Source organism: Stutzerimonas stutzeri KOS6 (genome assembly GCF_000307775.2).
Classification (GTDB): Bacteria; Pseudomonadota; Gammaproteobacteria; order Pseudomonadales; family Pseudomonadaceae; genus Stutzerimonas; species Stutzerimonas stutzeri_B.
The window spans coordinates 546,689-565,455 of record NZ_KK020677.1 but is presented as its reverse complement, the minus strand read 5'-3'; the positions used below and the strand labels follow the sequence as shown (position 1 = coordinate 565,455).

Annotated in this window: 20 protein-coding genes; 1 reads left to right on the top strand and 19 read right to left on the bottom strand. The window is 64.1% G+C overall.

The genetic code is table 11. The annotated features are described in order from the left end of the window. Positions 1-31: 31 nt before the first annotated feature. A complete protein-coding gene (locus B597_RS42985; RefSeq protein WP_011805432.1) occupies positions 32-2,560 on the top strand; it encodes a toll/interleukin-1 receptor domain-containing protein in 2,529 nt (842 codons plus the stop codon). Between the two features lie 166 nt (positions 2,561-2,726). Here B597_RS42985 and B597_RS42980 read toward each other — a convergent pair whose 3' ends face one another. The 19 genes from B597_RS42980 to B597_RS42895 form a co-directional block, all read right to left on the bottom strand. Next, entirely contained in the window at positions 2,727-4,997 is a 2,271-nt protein-coding gene (locus B597_RS42980; protein WP_003294133.1) for a helicase-related protein, read from the bottom strand. A 110-nt stretch (positions 4,998-5,107) separates the two neighbouring features. Next, the gene (locus B597_RS42975) at positions 5,108-5,413 is read right to left on the bottom strand and encodes a hypothetical protein (protein ID WP_003294134.1); all 306 of its coding nucleotides are present in this window, start codon (positions 5,411-5,413) and stop codon (positions 5,108-5,110) included. Positions 5,414-5,514: 101 nt separating this feature from the next. Next, on the bottom strand, positions 5,515-6,624 hold the full coding sequence (locus B597_RS42970) for a DUF6094 domain-containing protein (RefSeq protein WP_003294135.1): 1,110 nt from the start codon (positions 6,622-6,624) through the stop codon (positions 5,515-5,517). 65 nt (positions 6,625-6,689) lie between these two features. Further along, positions 6,690-7,340 (bottom strand): hypothetical protein, encoded by a 651-nt coding sequence (locus B597_RS42965; RefSeq protein ID WP_003294137.1) that lies wholly within the window; start codon positions 7,338-7,340, stop codon positions 6,690-6,692. A gap of 84 nt (positions 7,341-7,424) precedes the next feature. Beyond that, positions 7,425-7,790, bottom strand: coding sequence for a hypothetical protein (locus tag B597_RS42960; RefSeq protein ID WP_003294139.1), 366 nt, complete (start codon positions 7,788-7,790; stop codon positions 7,425-7,427). A gap of 89 nt (positions 7,791-7,879) precedes the next feature. Next, positions 7,880-8,491: a DUF3275 family protein gene (locus B597_RS42955; protein WP_003294141.1), complete on the bottom strand. Its 612-nt coding sequence runs from the start codon at positions 8,489-8,491 to the stop codon at positions 7,880-7,882. Positions 8,492-8,545: 54 nt separating this feature from the next. Beyond that, positions 8,546-9,097, bottom strand: a complete 552-nt coding sequence (locus B597_RS42950; RefSeq protein WP_024162449.1) for an STY4534 family ICE replication protein — start codon at positions 9,095-9,097, stop codon at positions 8,546-8,548. 344 nt (positions 9,098-9,441) lie between these two features. Beyond that, the gene (locus B597_RS42945) at positions 9,442-9,804 is read right to left on the bottom strand and encodes a DUF3085 domain-containing protein (RefSeq protein WP_003294147.1); all 363 of its coding nucleotides are present in this window, start codon (positions 9,802-9,804) and stop codon (positions 9,442-9,444) included. 66 nt (positions 9,805-9,870) lie between these two features. Beyond that, complete coding sequence (locus tag B597_RS42940) at positions 9,871-10,671, bottom strand: hypothetical protein (RefSeq protein ID WP_003294149.1); 801 nt, start codon at positions 10,669-10,671, stop codon at positions 9,871-9,873. Between the two features lie 289 nt (positions 10,672-10,960). Continuing rightward, the gene (locus B597_RS42935; protein ID WP_003294150.1) at positions 10,961-11,677 is read right to left on the bottom strand and encodes a DUF5983 family protein; all 717 of its coding nucleotides are present in this window, start codon (positions 11,675-11,677) and stop codon (positions 10,961-10,963) included. Positions 11,678-11,927: 250 nt separating this feature from the next. Beyond that, complete coding sequence (locus tag B597_RS42930; protein ID WP_003141051.1) at positions 11,928-12,320, bottom strand: hypothetical protein; 393 nt, start codon at positions 12,318-12,320, stop codon at positions 11,928-11,930. Between the two features lie 25 nt (positions 12,321-12,345). Next, complete coding sequence (locus B597_RS42925; RefSeq protein ID WP_003294151.1) at positions 12,346-12,582, bottom strand: hypothetical protein; 237 nt, start codon at positions 12,580-12,582, stop codon at positions 12,346-12,348. A 778-nt stretch (positions 12,583-13,360) separates the two neighbouring features. Continuing rightward, positions 13,361-15,376 carry a DNA topoisomerase III gene (locus B597_RS42920; RefSeq protein ID WP_003294153.1) on the bottom strand — a complete coding sequence of 672 codons (2,016 nt, stop codon included), beginning with the start codon at positions 15,374-15,376 and terminating at the stop codon, positions 13,361-13,363. A 294-nt stretch (positions 15,377-15,670) separates the two neighbouring features. Beyond that, a complete protein-coding gene (locus B597_RS42915; protein ID WP_003141056.1) occupies positions 15,671-16,054 on the bottom strand; it encodes a single-stranded DNA-binding protein in 384 nt (127 codons plus the stop codon). Continuing rightward, complete coding sequence (locus B597_RS42910) at positions 16,051-16,599, bottom strand: DUF3158 family protein (RefSeq protein ID WP_004362273.1); 549 nt, start codon at positions 16,597-16,599, stop codon at positions 16,051-16,053. The genes B597_RS42915 and B597_RS42910 overlap by 4 nt, the downstream gene beginning before the upstream one ends. Continuing rightward, a complete protein-coding gene (locus B597_RS42905) occupies positions 16,596-17,384 on the bottom strand; it encodes a PFL_4669 family integrating conjugative element protein (RefSeq protein WP_003294155.1) in 789 nt (262 codons plus the stop codon). Before B597_RS42905 ends, B597_RS42910 begins: the two co-directional genes overlap by 4 nt. Before the next feature lie 246 nt (positions 17,385-17,630). Continuing rightward, the gene (locus tag B597_RS47740; protein ID WP_226925003.1) at positions 17,631-18,152 is read right to left on the bottom strand and encodes an OST-HTH/LOTUS domain-containing protein; all 522 of its coding nucleotides are present in this window, start codon (positions 18,150-18,152) and stop codon (positions 17,631-17,633) included. Continuing rightward, a complete protein-coding gene (locus B597_RS47735) occupies positions 18,137-18,454 on the bottom strand; it encodes a hypothetical protein (RefSeq protein WP_226925002.1) in 318 nt (105 codons plus the stop codon). The genes B597_RS47740 and B597_RS47735 overlap by 16 nt, the downstream gene beginning before the upstream one ends. Continuing rightward, positions 18,451-18,765 carry a type II toxin-antitoxin system RelE/ParE family toxin gene (locus tag B597_RS42895; protein ID WP_003294157.1) on the bottom strand — a complete coding sequence of 105 codons (315 nt, stop codon included), beginning with the start codon at positions 18,763-18,765 and terminating at the stop codon, positions 18,451-18,453. The genes B597_RS47735 and B597_RS42895 overlap by 4 nt, the downstream gene beginning before the upstream one ends. Positions 18,766-18,767: the final 2 nt, after the last annotated feature.

The window sequence follows — 18,767 nt, the reverse complement described above, 5'->3', positions numbered from 1 at the left end:
GCCATGCAGCCAAATATACTAAGATTAAAAAATGACAAAGTTCCCAAGAGCCTTTCTATCTCACGGACATGTTGACAAACATATAGTGAGAGAAGTTGCGCGCAATCTCGGGCGCGCAGCCGTCATTTACGACGAGTTCGAGTTTTCGGTTGGCGATGAATTCCGTGATGCCATCATCAAAGGCATCGATCGATCAGATGTATTTATTCTGTTTGCAAGCCGGGCCTCGCTCCAACGAGATTGGGTTAAATTAGAAATAGAACTCGCTTCCGAAGCGCTCATCAAGAATGCACTCAGTAAGGTGACAACCTATATCGTTGATCAGGAGCTAACCCACGACGACCTTCCTGAATGGATGCGGGCAACGCTCATCAGGAAAGAGGCATCGCCGGGTCTGATCGCCACCGACATCCGGCGTATCATCAGTCAACGTCTTGGAGAGCGCATTCCGAGATACTTTGTCGGACGTAGGGCTGAGATCGAGCAATCGCTCGAAACCATATCAGGCTTCACAGATCCCAATTTCCGCCCGCCTCTAATCGTTTACGGCCTAAAGGGTATCGGCAGACGCTCGCTTGTCCAAGCGATTGCACGCGACAACCTATCCTTTGCCTCAATATTGCCAATTAACCTCCACGCGGGCGATCTCTTGCCTGAGACATCGATCCGCGTCGCCGAAGCGATTTCACCAGGGGGTATCTCCGACTTGGTGGCTTTTCTGAAGCAGCAAGAGCAAAAAGCGAAGGAGAACTTGGTCGACGAGATAACCTCTCTGTTGCGTCAGGCCTGCCAAGCGGGGACGTTGCCGATATTTGTCGACGAAGGCGCCCTAGCCGCCGAGAATGGCGTGATGAGACCCGAGTTCGATGCGCTGTACAACGCGATTTCGTCTGATCGGGATACTGACGCCATGATCGTTTCAAGCAGGAGGCTGTATCGACCTGCCGAAAACCCGTGCCCGTCCGTGCGCGTCCCCGAACTTGATCAAACATCAACGCAGAATCTGTTGCGTATCGCCGGACGCGACGTCGGCTTGGTATTCGATCGAACCGCGCTTACGGCAATCGCAACCTACGCTCGTGGCTATCCTCCCGCTGTACGATTTATTCTTGATGAGGCTCGGCTTCGCGGAATCTCGCAAGTCGTAACTGATCAACGTGCATTGGTGAATTTTAATGCCGAACAGTTTCTCCGGCACTTAAGGGAGAACAGATCGCTAACACCGAGCATGCAGACGATCCTGCAGATCCTATCAAGCTTCAGCCCTCTCCCACTTCAGGTCATTGTGGCGTACTGCGCGCAAACGTCACACGATACAAGCGATGATCTGAACTTCTTACTTGACCTCGCGTTTGTTATGCCTGCCGGAATGCACTATCGCATCTCAGAGCCCATCCGTGATGCAGCATACAGAGCATTTGGCGGACTTCGCGTCGATACCAGGAAAGTGGCCGAGCTTCTTGAAGCGTACCTGGCAGATGAGCCTGACGATGACGCACGACTTGATCTCGGGCAAACGATTTTCCGAGCCAACCTCCTTGCAGGAAGCCAGGCTGACTCTCGATTCGCGATTGGATTTGCCGCAGATCTGATCAACGTAGCAACTAGGAGCTATCACGATCAAGACTACGACCTCGCTATCAAGTACGGTTCGTCTGCCTTGGACGTGCGGCCCGATAGCGTTGATGTACGACGCTATGTCGCGCAAGCTCTCATTCGGAAAGAGCGATATGATGAAGCAGAGCAGCATATCAGCGAGCTGCTTCGCCTCGGTGAACTTAAGGAGGCGTACTACGTGCGGGGCTTCGCCGCGCGACGGAAGCGAGAGTATCCTGAAGCGATCGAGGCTTACAAGAAGAGTCTCGCCAATGGCCGCCGAGGCGTCGCCATCCACCGGGAACTGGCAAGCTGCTTTTTTGAAACGGGGGATCTTCCAGCCGCCGAAGAGTATATTCGTCAGGCCGAGCAGCAGTCTCCGCATAACCCATATGTAGTTGATTTGAAATGCACGATTGCGCTTAGGCTTGGCGATCTCCCTACTGCTGAGCGCGCCCTTGAGATCCTTGACCGCATTGATTCAAGTGGATTCGCTGAGCATCGCCGCTCCACCTTCGAACAAGCAAACGGGAGCCCTGAGGATGCACTACGCTTCGCCCGTATCGCTGACCAAAAGATAGCCCACCCTCCCTTTGAGGTTCTCGCCAATTTAGCGAACTGCGAGATCGAGGCAGGAGAGTGCGAAGGCGCTTTGACCACGCTCGGGCGACTTCAGAAACGATTTGGTGCCATCAACCACGACGCTCAGGTTGGGCTACGGTGCAAATACGAAATCCGATTTGGTGAGGTCGAAGCCGCTGAAGGACTCTGGAGTCGGCTTCGCGACACAAGTACGCCCGTTCACCGAGGCCTTCGTCTGGCGATACTGAACCGCAAGCAAGCGCAGAGTGGACTGACGGTCGAAGAAGACGCCGAACGAACTCAGCTGATCGAGTATCAATCGACGGCAGAGCTTGAGCGTAACATGCGGTTAATCGGCTCAATGATGTCTCAATCTGAATAATGGGTTGGCGCTCACGGTCACTCGCGGCGGGTTCATATTGCTTAGAAATCTGCGCCGTGTGCACCTACTATTATTGCCCTGCGGCAAAGACGGTACGCCGTGAGAACACCAAAGGAACCCTGACAAGAAAAGCGGCCCCCGAAGGGGCCGCCAAGTCCAGCACCGCTCAATGCACCAACTGCCGGGCCAGTGCCACCTCCACCGAATCGCCGTCCTGATTGAGCACATCCAACCCGGATTCGGGTACGTCTCCCGACGTGCTTTGCGACACCATAATCTTCTTGGCCATCAGCCCCAGGCAGGTCATCTGCGAGGAGTTGGCGTAGCCCAGGTAGATCACGCGCACCGGCTGCTTCTGGCCGATGCGCCAGGAGCGCCGGGCGGCCTGCTGCAACGAATACACGTTGTAGCCCGACTGGAGGAACACGATGGTCGGGAACTCCAACAGGTCCAGGCCGGTTTTCACCAGCTCGGGATTGGTGATGAGCACGTCGATGCCGCGGTCCAACTGCTCGGCGATCCAATCTTCCCGGCGGGAGGCATCCACGCTCGCGCGCAGTACCGCCACCTTGAGGCCTTCCTGCTCCAGCAGCACCTTCAAACGCGACGTGGTGTCGCGCGTGCCGGTGTAGACCGAATAGACCAGGGTCTTGCGCCCTTCTGCCTTCTCCTGCTTGCAGATCTCGATCAGCTCGCGTTCCTTGGGCATCACCTCCAGCTCGTTGAACTGAGCGGGGACGAACGCCAAAGTATTGCGCGTGCGCGGATGCACCACGGTTTCCGACCGGAAGCAGCAGTCCGGCCAGGCCAGCAGCACGTTGAGGACCACACCGAGCAGCGTCGTGTCGCGCTTCGCCAGGGCCTGCTTCAGCTCCTGGGTCAGCCGACCGGCCAGATCGCGGTAGGCCGCGGCCTGCGCCGTGTCCATCGCGACCTCGCGGAACTCCTCGTCGTAGGGCGGCAGCACATTGCCACAGATGTCCTTCAACTTGAGGAAGACGGTGAACGGCAGGACGCAACGCAGTACGCCCTTCGGACCGAAGCCCGGCGCCTTGACCGTGCGCACCGATACCTTGGTGCCCTTGGCCGTCTTGTGCGCCGTGCCGGTGCTCTCGGAGTAGATGTCCTTCAAGACACCGTGATCGCGCATGAACGCCATCGCGGCCGAGGTCATGCTGCCGCTCTTCGTCGGGCGGTAGCCGTCTTCGATCATCCGCCCCGGCAGGGCTCGGAACAGCAGGTGGAACAGGTCGTCGCCGTAACCGCCCATCAGCGTGCCGGTGAGCAATAGCGTCTTGCGTGCCTTGGCCGCCAACACCCCCATGGCCTGGCCCTGTGCGGAGCCGCCGTTCTTGTACTCGTGTGCCTCGTCGGCGATGAGCAGGTCGAACGTGCCTTGGGGAAGCTGCCTCTTGATGAACTCGGACGGCTGGTAGCCGCCCTCGCCGAAGCCGAACTCCATGTTGGCCATCGCACGTTCCATGCGATGGGCTTGCCGGTCCGAGAAGACCAGCTCGCCGTTGCCATCCATCAGGTTGATGAACTCGTGGATGTTGTCCCCGAGCATCGATGCGAGGAAGGCGTCACCGAACTTCTGCATCAGCTTCTGCGCGGTCACTTCGCCAATGGTTGGAATACGCTTCAGTGCCTTGAGCACGGTCGAGGACTGGTCGCTGGCGGACAGACCTCTGGGACGGATCAGCGTCCACAGCGGTGAGGTGCAGTGGCTGCATTTACGGCGGGACTCTTCCGCTTCTAGATCGATGGTGTTGACAGGCTCGCCGTCCAGGTCGGTGATGACATGCCCGCAAGCCGGGCAGGCCCCCACGTCGCCGTGAGGCGTGCGCCGCCGAACGAAGACAGGCTTCCAGTGGAACCCCATCCGCATCCGCACGCGGCCCAGGACGAAGAACTCCTGGCCCTGCGCCGGCACGCCCAACTGCTCACGCAGTTTCAGCAGCTTGACCAGCGTGTCCGGGCCGTTGAGCACCCAGACCTTGGCCCCGGCCACCGTCTCCTGGATTTCGCGCCGCCACTTGTAGACCAAGTGGGGTGGCGAGAGCACCAGGGTGCGGCGGTAGCCTTCGGCGTTGAGCACGGCGGCGGTGGCAATACCCACCGTCGTCTTGCCGCAGCCCATCTCGCCATTGACGATCGCGGCGCGTTCGCCGCGATCGACCAACAGCTCGGTGACGGTGTGGACCACATCGGCTTGCGCCGGGAACAGCTTGCGCTTCAGCGCGGCGAGGATCAGTTGCCGATGCACCCGCACCTGGCCGGTGTAGACCGGAGGATTGGCGCGGTTGAGCGAGTCGAGCAGCTCGTCGCCGAACTCGGACACGAAGTCCTGCAGGCTGAGCGTGAGGGGTGAAGCGGCCGCTTCGAGCAGGTCGCCCTGCACAGCGGTTTCGGGAACGGTTTCGAGATCGAGGGACATGGTGATGCTCCAGAGCAATGGGGCATGCACCTCCCCCACGGGGCGGTGACATGCCCCTGGGTGGGAAGAAAGATGCGGCAAAGAAACGTGTAGGTGCCGCTGGATGCGGATCAGTATTCGCTGGGCAACAGCAGCGTGGTGACGCTGCGATCCCATTCGGTGATGATCCAAAGCTTCAGGTCGCGCGTGACCTGGTAGGACGAAAACAGACGATCCTCACCGGATTGCAGCGCAGCGTCGTTCAATCGCCGATCGTCGTCGCTCAGGTCGCCCCAGTCGCCATGAAGATGGCGGCGCAGGTACGGCGTGGGGTTGAGCCGGCCCTGTCGGACCAGCTCGTCGACGCCGGCGGTCATGACCACCTGCCCGGGCGAAAAGCGTGCTTGTGACGCGAGGTTGAGGATTGCGAGTGCCATGGTGGTTTCTCCTTCTGGAAGAAGGGGCCACGGCACCCCATCGGGGCAACGTGACCCCGGTGGGTGGATGAAAGCGACGGCGAACCGTCAGGGAACAGGGATCAGCGGATGGTCAGCACTTCGCCCCACGTGGGCGAGCCCAGCGTCAAGTCCCATGCACGAATGACCGGCACGAACTTGTCGGTGAGGATGCGCGTCTCGGTCACGGAGCCATCGTCGCGTTCGGTGTATTCCGTCTGGAGGGTCTTCTCCTTGTGGGTATCACCTTTGACGACCAGCACGCGCCCGCTCTTGGACGTCACCACGCCGGAGATCGCGCCTGCGGCCAGGGCCAGGGCGAGATGCCAGTGCGACAAGGCCCGCGCGGGCGGACGCAGCGATTGCTGCGCGGCGCCCAGGTGCGTATCGAGCGCCGGCCAGAGTCCTTGTAGCCGGCCGACTTCATCGGCGAACTGCTCGGGCTCCATCGTCACGCGATAGAAGTGCTCCGGCTCGGCCGGGCTGGCAGGGACGGTGTACGGCAGGAACGGCCATTCGAGCGGCAGTTCCTCGGCTTCGGCGTCACCCTGTCCGATCTGCAGCAGCAGACCGCGCACGGCTTTGACCGACTCCGACGCCTGGTCGCGTTGACGAATCCTGCGACCGAAGATCACCACCTGCTTGAACTGCGTTTCCACCGCACGGTAGATGCGCAGGTCGGCGAAGTGGCGCGTCAGCCATCCGACCAGCTCGGGGTCGAGCACGTAGGACGGCACGATGAAGATCAGCACGCCGCCGTACTGCAGCAGCGGCAGCGCGCGCTGATAGAACAGCTTTTCCAGCCGCGCACGGCCCTGGCCCTGATAGCCGATGTTGCCGTTCACGTCCTTGCTCAGGTCGCCATACGGCGGGTTCAGCCACAGCAGCCCGAAGGACTGGCGCGAGATCAGCGTGTCCATCAGGTCACCGTGGATGCAGCGATCGACCAGTTGCCGTGCGTGGCGGGCACGCTCGGCGTCGTACTCGACGACGAAGGCCTGGACCTGCTCGCGCCCGAGGGCGTGGGCGGCTTCGGCAATCGCCACGCCTTCGCCGGCGCAGGGATCGAGGATGGACATGGAGCCGGGAGACGGCGCCAGTGCGGACAAGGCCCGCTCCAGCGTCGGCTCGTCGGTGGGGAAGTAGCCGTTACGAATGAAATTGCGCGCCAGGCGCGGAAACATGAGTGCCATGGATTTCTCCTGATGATGGATGAGGGAAGGCGGGCACGCGCGGCGCGCATGCCCGTGGGGATGGCTCACGCCACACGCCGAAGCGGTGCGTTCGCGGCCAGTTCGTACTGCGTGGCGCCGAGGGTGCCGTTGCGAATCAGTTCGCCCAGCGCCTTCGTCAGCGCCGGGACATCGAGGGCCAGCCGATGGCCTTCCAGTGGCCCTAGGGCCAAGGGAAGACCGGTCAGCATCCGCCGTGTCTGCAACAGCTCCAGCACGGTGTCGCGCCAGTGGTCGAGCAGTGGCAGCGGGCAGGTGTCCTGCACCAGCGTCCACAGCCGGTCGAGCCGGTGAGCGGAGTCCCTGGGCAGAAGCGCCAGCGCGCTGGCGTTGGCCTTGTCTGGCTTCACGCTGCGACGATCGAACAGCCACACATTCGTCAGCGAACCGAACAGCGTTCGCCGGTAGGCGCGGGTGATGCGCTTTTCCAGGTTCTCGACGTTGCCGACGAAGACCGGGATGGATGCGCCCTGCTCGGTGATGACGTGGAACTGATCCAGCCCCTGTTCATCCCGGCCGAGGGTCAGACGGGCGAGGAACTCCTGAACGGCGGTGTCGCGCGCCCAGATCGAGAGAAAGACCAGATTGCCCTGCTCGTCACCGACGCAACCGTCGGCCATGAGGTCGGGGCATTCGTCGATGCGGTACAGCGGTTTCGCGGAAGAAGGTGCAGGCATGGTGATGTCCTCTTGGAAATGAAGGAGCAACCACAGCCCGCGGGGCCATGCTCGCCCCGGTTGGGTGAAGGAAGATGCGTTCCGCTAGACAGCGCGGCCCGCGTGGAAGCGGTGAACCCGCTCGCGCCACTCGGGGCTTTGCACCGGCGCCATGTCGAGATAGCGCAGCGGGCACGAGTAGTAGTAGGGATGCACGGACTCATCGAGGGACTTGTAGCCCCAATCGCCGCCCGAGCTTTCCAGCAGGTGGCAGCCGATGTAGCAGACGGACTCACCGGCCGTGAGGCCCATGACGCCCGCCTGCCTGGCGGTGACGCGAACCACGGTCCACAGAACGTCGCCGTCCAGCGTGTGGTCGATGACTTCGCAGCAAGCGCGTTCGGACGCCTGCGGAGCGATCAGCTCGCGGATCAACTGATCGCGCGTCTGACGAACGAAGGTCCAGCCCATGAGGGTCTCCTTGAAGAAAAGGCCGGAGCCCTCCCCGTCGGGGGAGAACCCCGGCGGGTGGCGGTATGCCGCGCAAGGCGGCGGATGGATCAGGCAGCTTTGAGGTGCCAGTCCTGGGACAACGGAGCGAACTCGTAGCCCAGCTTGTCGAGACGGTCTCGCTGCTGACGCAGCACACGACGATCCACGGTCGCATCGAGCTTCACGGTCTCGCCCAGGGGCCACAAGGCACCGAACAGCGCCGCGTCGTCTGCCTCGGCCGAGGCCGCAGCGGACACGGGAGCCGGTTCGCTGCCGAACGGCGTGGTATCGACCAGGGGATCGCGCGGACTGCGCGGCTTCGCCTTCGGCTTGGCCGGGGGCGTTGCCGGCACGGGCGCCTGCGCTTCCTCGTCGATCGGATCGACTTCCTGCGGACTCAGCCGGCGGGCTTCGTCGCGGCTCAGGGCGTCGATGTTGGACAGCGTCATCCCGCCCAGATGGGCGCGGATCTCGATGACCATGCGGCCGTTGGCGTTGTACGTGGAGGGGCGAATCTCGACGATGACGAAATCACCGTCGTACTTGCCCTCGCGGTACTGATCGAGCTCGGCGTTCTTCACGACGAACTCGCCGATCGAGGTCGCCAGGCGGCCGACGTTGAAGTCGCCGTTCCTGCCGTGGATGGTCTTGATGGCCAGTTGGCCGGGGATGGTGATCATGAAGGTCTCCTGGGACGAAGAGAAGACAAGGCCCCGGGGATTGGGCCTTGCGGATCAGAACGACTCGGCAACGGCCAATGCGGGGGCATCGGCAGCGTCGTCGGCAGCATCGGCGAGGGGCTTGGAAGGCTCCGGTGCCGAGGCTTGCTGCGCGGCGGGCGCGTCGGACGTCACAGGGACTTCCGGGTCCCGCTCGTCGGTCTCGGTCGGCTTGGGTTCGGCCTTGTAGACGAGCTTGCCGTCGACCTTGATCCAACTGACGAACAGCAGGCGGGCCTTGAGGCTCACCCCCTGCTCGCCGGCACGCTTGCCCTTGGAGTAGGTGAAGGTGTCGGTCCACAGGTCGCCCAAGCGGAAGCCGATCATCACCTTCTTCTCGGCGTCGACGGCCTGAATGCAGCGGCGCACCAGGTGCTGCGCTTCCGAACCCGATACGCGCGTGTCGAAACGCACATACGAGACGTCATCGCTGGGACCGTTCAGAGCCGCGATGTCGCAGGCCAGGAACGCATCGCCTTTCTTGGGCTTCACTTCGCGGATGCGATTGAGGTACCCGAGGCCGGTGATGTGCAGATCGAAGTAGGACTTTTCGTTGGAAGTGGTCATGGTGAATCTCCTGGGAACAAAGAGGCGGAGACACACCCGACCCAAGGCGGGGAAGGTGTGGAACCCCCGCGTGGGTTGATGGAACAGCTTGGTGGCATCGCCATCGAAAACCGATGGCCGTTCGCGCATGGATGCCGGTGCGAACTGGAGTGATCAACGCGGTCGGAACCGCATCGCAGCCTTGAAGATCGTGGCTGCCTGGGCATGTCGCTGACGGACGTCAGCGGAACATGGCCGGAAGCGTGGCGCCAGGACGGCGCGCATGCGAGCGGCAATCGGCACTCGCGGCTGTCCGCATTGCCGGGAAGAAAGAAGCCCCCGGAGCGGGGGCCAGGGATGGGCGGTCAGTTACCGCTGGGCGGAGGAACCGCCTGCAGCGACAGGTGTGTCGTGGTGGCGGACACGTCGAGGTCGTCCTCGCTGTGCAGGATGCGCGCAAACACGCCCTCCTGCGGATCGAAGAACTCGCCAAAGTCATCGCCGCCGAACTCGGCGCGCGCCAGCTCCCACCAGTCATCGAACGCATCGACATCCGGGTTGCAGCCGGCGGCATAGGCGATGGTCTTCTGGCGACCATCGGGTCGGCGCTCGCCGCGCTCGGCCAGGAAGTACACGCCCTGATCCTTGACCAGGATGACGCGGCATTGATTCGCCACCGCTTCGGCGAGCACGGGCCGCAGCTCCGTGCCTTTGAATCGAACAGTCATGGGTGTGATCTCCAGGGATGCAGGAAGAGAGGCTTCCCGCCGCGAAGGCGGGAAGCTGCTGGGAGATCAGTGCCGGACAGCCTTGCGACCCGACAACAGGCACTGCACTCGGATGCGGCGCCAGCTCCCGTCGTCGATCAGCCGTTCCAGCGTCTCGCCGAGGGTGTCGAAGAACACCTCATCGACCCGTTCAATCAGCTCGCCGTCGCGGCGCAGCTCCACCGCGTAGAGGTCGAGGCCACGCTCATACAGCACGGTGACGTGACCCTGGAACTTCATCGTGGCGACGGTGAAGCCGATGGCCGGTGGCGTGCGGATGATGTCGGCGGGCAGCGGATCGACCCAGGTGATGTCCCGAGCACCGGCGTCCACCAGCATGTGGGTGATGCGCCGGAAGCCGTCGGGAGCGGGCAACTGCTCCAGTTGGTCGATCAGTTCCTGCAGGTCGGGGCAGCGCGGCTCGGGGATCGGCAGCTTCGCCGGTGCGGACCCGAGCACGAACCGCTTCACCGTGTAGGGCTGGCCGTCGCCCGTGAACTCGGTGTGCTCCTCGGGCGTGTCCGCCCGCCGACCGTCGAAGCGGCGTCTGACATAGGGTTCGACCTGCACCTTGGCGCCCTCGTCGGGCACTTGGGTCACGAGCGTGCGATCGAGCACCGCGAACTCGGCTCGCCCCGTCTTGACGACGATAGCCTCGTCGGTGGTGGCGATGACCTTGCCCTCGAAAGGCTTCGGGTCGATGTGAAAGCCCAGCGTCGAAACCTTGGGCTGGCCGTCGAAGATGTTGAACTTGAACGAACGGACGTTGGAAGGCACATGACCGACGACAAGCGTTGGCATCTGTGCACGGATGGCTTGGGTATCCATGGGGAGACTCCTTGTGGCAACCAAGGGACTCCCGCCCGCAAGGGAGGTCTGTCCCTTGAGGGTGAGGTGGATGGACGCGGATGCGCCCGGAGAACGAAACAACCAGCACGGCGAACCGCGCCGCAGTCTTGAAGGTCTCGACTACCTGGGCATGCTGCCGGCAACGCCAGCGAACATGCGGCCAGCGTGCGGCACATGGCGGCGGCCGTCCGTTGGGAATCGGCAATGCGCCGGCACCGCGTTCCGCGAAAAAGAAGAGCCCCGACGTGGGGCTCGAATGGGTTGCGGGTTACTCGTCGTCGTAGAGCGTCAGCCCGTCCAGCACGGGCGCGTCGGCATCGAACACCAACATGCGAACGTCAGCGAGCGCAGCCAGGTGCAACACTTCCACGAAGGACTCCGGCACGCCCTTGGCCCGGTGCTCCTGCCGCAGCTCTTCGGCGGTGATGCCCTCGACATGCTGCAGGTTCGCATCCGTCCAGGGGGTGGCGATCAACTTCACGCCGATCGCGGGGCTGTACGGGATGCGGAAGGCGACGAACAGAAAACCGCTCGGCGTGGCGATGTCGGCCAGGTTGGCCAGATAGCGGCCGGCCTCTTCGGTGATGTGCGCCGAACTGATTTCCCAGGCACGGCTGTAGAAGCCGGTCTCGAAGCGCAGGCGCCGCACCACCTCGCGCGCGGCTTCCTCGGAGTAGGTATCGGCGACGTGCAGCGGTTGGCCGGCTTCTTCGGCCATGACGGCGTAGACGAGGTTTCGGGCGAGACCGTGGCTGGGGCACTGCGCGTCCAGCTCGGGCGGCACGTCCTGGCCCTCGGTGATCAGCGCGAAGTCGTCGCAGAAGACGCAGGCATGGCGCTCGACCTCGCTGTCCGGCAGGTGCGACTGCGAGACGTGCAGCGGCAGATAGCTCAGCGGGCAGTCGTCGTCGTAGGAAATCGCCAGCAGCCGCTGCACGGACAGGCCATCGTAGCCGCGGACGAAGGGGTTTTTGGAATGAGACATGGGATTCCTCCAGCAGAGGATGGCCGAGGCAATCCCCTGCCGGGGATTGAACCCCAGCGAGTGGATGAAGTGGCAACCGGTCAGCCGGCCGCGGCGTCGGGCCGCCCTGGTGGCGGGCGGTGCAGGTCAGTGGAAGATGGTGATTCGGGACATGGCCGCTCCTGCGAAAGGAAGGAGGGACATGGCCCCGAACGGGGACGCATGTCCCTCGTGGGGTGGGATGAAAGGACGGTGGGTTGCCAGGCGCGGCTCACCAGCCGTTGTAGTGCAGCGTGAGGTCAGCGATGACCTGGCGCCGTTCCAGATCGAGGCCGCCGAAGTCGGACAGCCCCTCGAAGCCGCAACGCTTGAGCATCGCGCCGCCCTCGCGGGAGTTGTAGAAGCTCACCATCGCGGACAGGAACATGCGTTGACCGCTGCTCAGCACGCCCAGGGCGTCGTTGAGCATCAGCATGTTGGGCCGCAGGTCCCACTTGGTGGTGGCACGCTGCAGACCTTCGCGTGTGCCGTCGCCGAACCACTCGTGGCCGGCGATCTGCGCGCCGCGCTTCCAGGCCTCGAAGAAGGCCTGCGGTGCAGCGTCGAAGTGCGCCTGTTCCAGCGCCATCTGATCGAGCACGTCTTCGGGTAAAGACAGATTCATGAGAGAACTCCTTGAAGGGTGGGAATCAGGGGTGAGCGCGCTGTGTCCAGGCATGGGTATCCAGAGCGCGCTGTGCTGCGAGGTGGGTCGGGAAATACTCGACGGACTCCCGCGATACCGGGCCTTCGTCGTCTTGCGTGCCGATGTAGTGGCCGGCCGCGCTGCGCAGCACCTGTAGCGGCAAACGCTTGCCGGTCCAGGCCAGCGCCAGCGCACTACTGCGTACTGCGATTGCAGAGGAAGATGCGGAAGGTTCAGACATGCCGTGCTCCTTGGTGGGTCGGGGAGCACGCATCCCGCAGGGGATGGAGTTCCCCTAGGGTGGTTGAGAAAAGTGCATCGTCGCCAGGCCGGCGAGCGTCCGCGGTGGGCGATGCGAAGCGGACTGGATCGGTCAACGCGGCGAACCGCGTTGCAGTCTTGAAGACCGAGACTGCCAGGGCATGCCGCTGACGACTGTCAGCAACGCATGGCGTGAGGATGGGCGCGAGGCATGGCTGCCGTCGCAGGGAAAACCGAATCGCGGACGGCCCGCTTTAGGGCAGGCCCGCGTCACGGGACAAGGCAAGGACCAGGGCGCCGAAGGCCATGCGGGCCTTCGGCTGGAGAGGAAGGAAAACCACCTGTGGGCTGCGTCAGCGCGGGCCGTCGTCAAAGCCGTTCGCTGCGTCAGCAATCGCACCCGGCCCGTTTCGTGGCTGGGGCCGGAAACCTCTGGCGTGCATCCACACACAAAGGGAGCCCGTTGTTCCGCCGGCGGGCACCGGCACGGAATACCCTCGGCCCAAGGGGCCTCCTCACGGCTCGCGCGGCGGCAAGGCGTCAGGAAGCCCCTCGTGACCGAGGCAAGGCACACCGATCAAGGGAATGGCGGCGGGCGCGATTCGTGGAGCAATGACCTTCTCGCCCCGTCGCCCGATGGCGGGCAGACTGGGCGCGCACACCGTTGCAGAAGGAGACGCGCGCTTTGGAGTCCCGCGCGGTGCGGGACGTTTGCCTCGCCGTCAGTGAAGTGGCCGGCGCGGCAGGGGAAGCGAGGATCAGGACGCCTTGGAGGCAGCGCGCCGCTTGCGCGGTGCGCTGCGCCGGCCCGTCGGGGACTCGATCGGCAGCGTGCCCTTGCAGTCCGGGTAGCGCGAGCAGGACCAGAACGCGCCGCTCTTGCCCGTGCGCTGCTGCATCGGCGCGCCGCACTGCGGGCAGGCCGGCGCCGGCGGCAGCTTGAGCGAGAGCGTCGCGCCGCGGTACTGCTGCACGAGCTGACCGACCCACACGGACTGCTTCTCGATGAAGGTGTCCAACGCCATCTGGCCGGCCTCGATCATGTCGAGCGCGTGCTCCCACACCGCCGTAGTGCCGGGGTCGGCGATGGCCGAGGGCACCGCGTCGATGAGCGTGAATGCCGCATCGGAAGCGCGGACGGCACGGCCTTTCTTGACCAGGTAGCCGCGACCGATCAGACCGTTGATGATGTTGGCGCGTGTCGCCTCGGTGCCGATGCCGGTGGTATCTCGCAGCTTCTGTTTCAGGCGCGGGTCGGTCACGAACTTGGCGACGGTCTTCATGGCCTTGATCAGCTCGCCCTGCGTGTAGGGTTTGGGCGGCAGCGTCTTCAGCGCCTTGAGATCCACCTTTCCGACCGGGCAGGACAGGCCCGCATGCAGGGCGGGCAGCACCTGGCTGCGCTGCGCATCCTCGCCATCGGCATCGTCCGGCCCCGGCGTCGCCAGCACCTCACGCCAGCCGATGACGGCGATCTGCTTGCCCACGGCCGCCAGCGACTGACTGCCGCACGAGAACTGCGCCACCGTCCGGTCGAACTCATGGTGCGGGAGGAACTGCGCGAGGTAATGGGCGCGGATCAGCCGGTAGACAGCCAGTTCCTTCTCGTTCATGGCCGACAGGTTGGCGGGCTCCAGCGTCGGGATGATGCCGTGGTGAGCCGACACCTTGCCGTCGTTCCAGGCGCGCGAACGCTGGTTGCGGTCGAGCTGGCCGATCAAGGGCCGCAGGCTGGGATCGGTGGCGAGCAGTGCATCGAGCACCGCCAGCACTTCCGCGAGCATGCTTTCGGGCAGATATCCCGAGTCGCTGCGCGGATAGGTCGTCGCCTTGTGCGTCTCGTACAGCGCCTGCGCGATGTCCAGCGTCTCCTGCACATCGAGGCCGAGCTGACGCGAACACACTTCCTGCAAGGTGCCCAGATCGAATGGCAGCGGCGGTGCCTCGCGCACGCGCTCGGTGTCCACCGACACGACCTGCGCATCGCGTGCCGCGCGAATGCGATCCGCAGCCTGCTGCGCCACCGGCTGCTGAAGGCAGCGACCCGCTGCATCCGTGCTGCCTTCGGGCGGTATCCAGCTCGCGGTGAAGGATTGGCCGGCATGGGATAGCAGCACATCCACGGCCCAATACGGCATGGAGACGAATCGCGCGATCTCGCGATCACGATCCACGACCAACTTCAGCGTCGGCGTCTGCACGCGCCCCACCGACAGCACGCCCATATAGCCGGCCTGACGCCCCAGCAGTGTGAACAAGCGGCTCAAGTTCATCCCGATCAGCCAGTCGGCGCGCGATCGGGCGAGTGCGGAGAAATACAGCGGCAGCGTCTCGGCGGACGGCTTGAGCGCACCCAGCGCTTTGCGGATCGACGCATCGTTGAGCGCCGACAGCCACAGGCGCTGAATCGGCCCGCGGTAGCCGCACAGGTCGATGATCTCGCGGGCGATCATCTCGCCCTCGCGGTCGGCGTCGGTCGCTATCACCAGCTCGCCCGCCTTGGCGACGAGCTGCTGCACGACCTTGAATTGCGCTGCGGTCGCCGCCTTGGGCTCGACACGCCAACGCTCAGGAAGAATGGGCAGTTGCTCGATGGCCCAGCGCTTGTATTGCTCGCCGTAGCCTTCGGGCGGAACCGCCTCCACCAGATGACCGATGCACCAGGTCACGACGACACCCGCGCCGCTGTAGCAGCCGTTGCCGCGTTGACCGGCACCCAGCACACGGGCGATGTCCTTGCCCTGGGACGGCTTCTCGCACAGGAAAACGCGCATGAAGCCTCCTTGGAAATGTGCGGTTCATCGGATGGGCGTCAGCTTGGCGGGGCCAGGAGATGCCGGCAGCAAGGAAGTCGATTGATGCAGACACCGCTTTGTGATCGGCAGGCGGTTCGTTGCCGCAGCGGTGTGCATAGATCGTAGGAGCTGGCACAGCAAGAGCGTCGTTTCGGGAGGGCGGCTGGAACTCCGTGGACGACCTTGGAGCTATCCCCTGGGGATAGCTCGCTGGTGCATCGTGGGCGTATGACGGTTGCTACAGTCGCCCTCGGGGGAACGGCGATGGGCGAATTACTGTCCGCCGGCCGGCTTGGTGCTGAGCGCCACCGACTCGATGCGGTACGGCAGGATGCCCACGCGCCGCGCCTCGACCTTGAACGTCACGCGCTCGTTCTCGTCGGCGTCCTCCCATTCGTCGCGCACGGTGCGGCCCTCGACCAGCACCCGCATGCCTTTCTGGTATAGCGTCTTCCAGTGCTCGGCGTCGCGGTGCCACAGCTCCACGGGCGCCCAGAAGCCGCCGCGATCTTCGTACTCGCCGTCCTTCTTCGGGATCGGATTGTCGAAGTAGACGTTCAGGCGAAGCAGCCGACGTGGCTCGTCGTTGCCGTTCGGAAATTCGCGGTAGTCCGGCGCAGAACCGATGTTGCCCTCGCCGACGAAGTGCGTGCTCATGGAGACTCCTTGGTGGTGGGTGGAACGGACGCGGTATGCCCGTGGACGCGCCGCAGGTAAGCCGCTTCGGCCTGCGCGGCCTTGTTGGCGCATTCCAGGGCTTGGCGGGCGATGCTGTGGGTCAGGCTGATCTGCATGTTCAGCACGATGCGCTGCAGTTCGATCGCGTACAGCTCGTCGATCAGCGAGGCCGGCGTCGCGGGGTTGGCCAGCAGGGCCTCCCACAACGCCACGCCCATGGAGGAACGGTCGAGGTTGCGCCAGCGCAGGAAGGTCGTCCCTGCGCCAGTGGCCTGCTGGGCCAGTTGCACGTCGAGCAGACTGAATGGATAGGCGCGCGCCTGGGGCAGCACGCGCCGCTGCGCCAGGCCAATCACGTCGTCGCGCAGCGCTGCGCACTGGCTGGCCCAGGTCTCCAGACTCCCCTTACCCTTAAAAGGCTGTAAAAGGCCTTTTAGGTAGCCTGCATGTTCCAGCCGCTGGAAGTCCGCCTGTTCCAGCGCCACGAAGCGCGTGGAGTGGCTGATAGGGGGCGATGCTGTCATGCGCCAGCACCCTCATCGCCCGCGGCACCATCGGCTGCGCCACCCGTGGGAGCCTGCGCATCGGGCACGATGGCAGGCTCAGCAGGCGGCGTGCCGGGCTTGTTCGACCGCCGCGCGATGGGTGGCGCGAAGCGCGAGCGGCGCGTGCCTTCCAGCACGTCCTGCGGCAACTCGCCGAACTTCTCCAGCGCCGCTCGCGCCGCCGCGTTCTTCGCCGCGAAGTCGTCGCGCGTGGTGCCCGAGTAGCGGTACTGCTGGGCCAGCGAGAACAGGCTGCGCAGCGCGTGCGCACCATCATTGAGCCAGCGCTCCAAGGTGCTGCGATCGATCAGCGCCGTGTGGTGCGCCAGGATGAGTTTGCGTGCCAGGTCGTCGTAGTCGGCCAGCAGATACACCGCCATGAAGCCGAGCTGGGCGTTCACGAACAGCGGCAGCTTCACCGGCTGCACGTTCATGTTCTCGCCCAGGGACAGCGCCGCTGGCACATCGGCCAGGGCCTGGTCCACCTGTTCGCGAAGTTCTTGCAGGCGAGCCTTTGTGTCGGCGAGCTTGTCCTCGATCCGCAACATCCACCAGTCCGAGTACGGGTCGTCCTGCTCGGCGCCGCGCTTCATCCTGTTCATCGCACTGATGAAGCCGTTGAGTCCGATGATACCGGGGCGCCCCTCGGTCGGCGCACGGCCGTGCCAGATGCGCGAGGCGTGGTGCGTGTGCAGCGTCAGCGACATCGCGCTGCGCAGCGATCCGAGATTCAGTTGCAGGGGTTCTGTGCGTTCGTTGGCCATGGGAGCGACTCGCGGTGAAGGGGCGAGTCGCCAGCATCGGCATCGGTCGGAAGGCCGTAAGTCAACAAACCGCAATCGGCGTGCGCCCGGTTTGTTCGCTGCCGGAAGGCTGGCTGTACCGGCTATCCCCTGGGGATAGGGATAGCCTGATGAGATGACAGCAGGACGGGGAAAGCCGCCGATGCGGCACCACGACTTCGACAGTGGGCGCGAGCCCTGTACCAGGCGGCACGCTGCCCGTCCACGTCACGGTAGCTCAGTTCGAACAGGCGCGGTTCGAACAGGCGCGACTCGTGCAAGCACCTGCCGCCAACCGGCACAGCCGTACCTGGCAGGCTGCTGCTCGGGATACCGTTGTGTGATCCATCGTCCTGCGCTGGCAACGGGTGTCCAGCCTTCCACGGCCAGTTCGACCGAGGCCTCGCGCAGGGCGCGGACGATGCCTGCCGCCGGCCAATCCACCGAGTCAGCCGGGGCGATGTCATGGATCACCAGGTCACGGAAGGTATCGGGCTGAACAAACTCTGCCGCCAGGCGCCTGGCCTGGTCCATGTGTTCGGCCCAGCCCCGGAGGCGCTCGAAGTGCTGGTCGATGCGAGCGTAGGCGGCGGCCAGCGCCTTGTGCGCTTCACGACATCCGCCCAAAGTCCACAGGTCGTGCTGGTCGATGAAGTGGTGCACCAGATTGTTGCGCAGCGACACCAATTCCCTCAGGCCGTCCTGGGTCTGGGCGTAGTCTTCCGCGGACAGGCTCAGGTGGATCCGCATGCTGAACGAGATGAGGTCTTCGGGGCGTTGCCTAACGAATCGGCGGATGTGTCGGTTCCGTCGATGACGGCATACGATCCCAAGAGCCGCCCGACCAGGGTGCCGAGCGTCTTGCCTGCGGCATCGGCGATGCGCGCCGCGCGGGTCGACGCCAGTGCGTGGGCCGGTCCCGTAAGGTCGTGGTGGGCCACGATGGTCTTGATCAGGCGCTCGTATTGCTGGAGGCGGAGCATGCAACGGCCGAGCACGCGCTGGACTTCGCGCTGGCGGTCCAGGAGATCGCCGTCGGTCTGTCCGGTCATGAACCGAAATCGTCCCGGAATCGGTCGATCTGGTGCATCCGCTCGTGCAGGATGGTCACGATGCCGATGTCGCCATTCGAGAGCCGGCGCCAGTAGACGAAGTGCCGTTCGTAGCGGAAGAAGTAGCCTTCGATGCCGAACTCGGCCGGGACGGGCCTGGACGATGTCCGGTGCGTGTCGATGCCGTCGAAGGCCTCGAACAGCCCGGCGATGTAGCGATCGGCCTGCTCGGTGCCCCAGCGATCGCGCGTGTAGCGGTAGATCTCGTCGAGCCGCCAGGACGCCGCCTCCTGGACCAGGACCTTGGCCACAA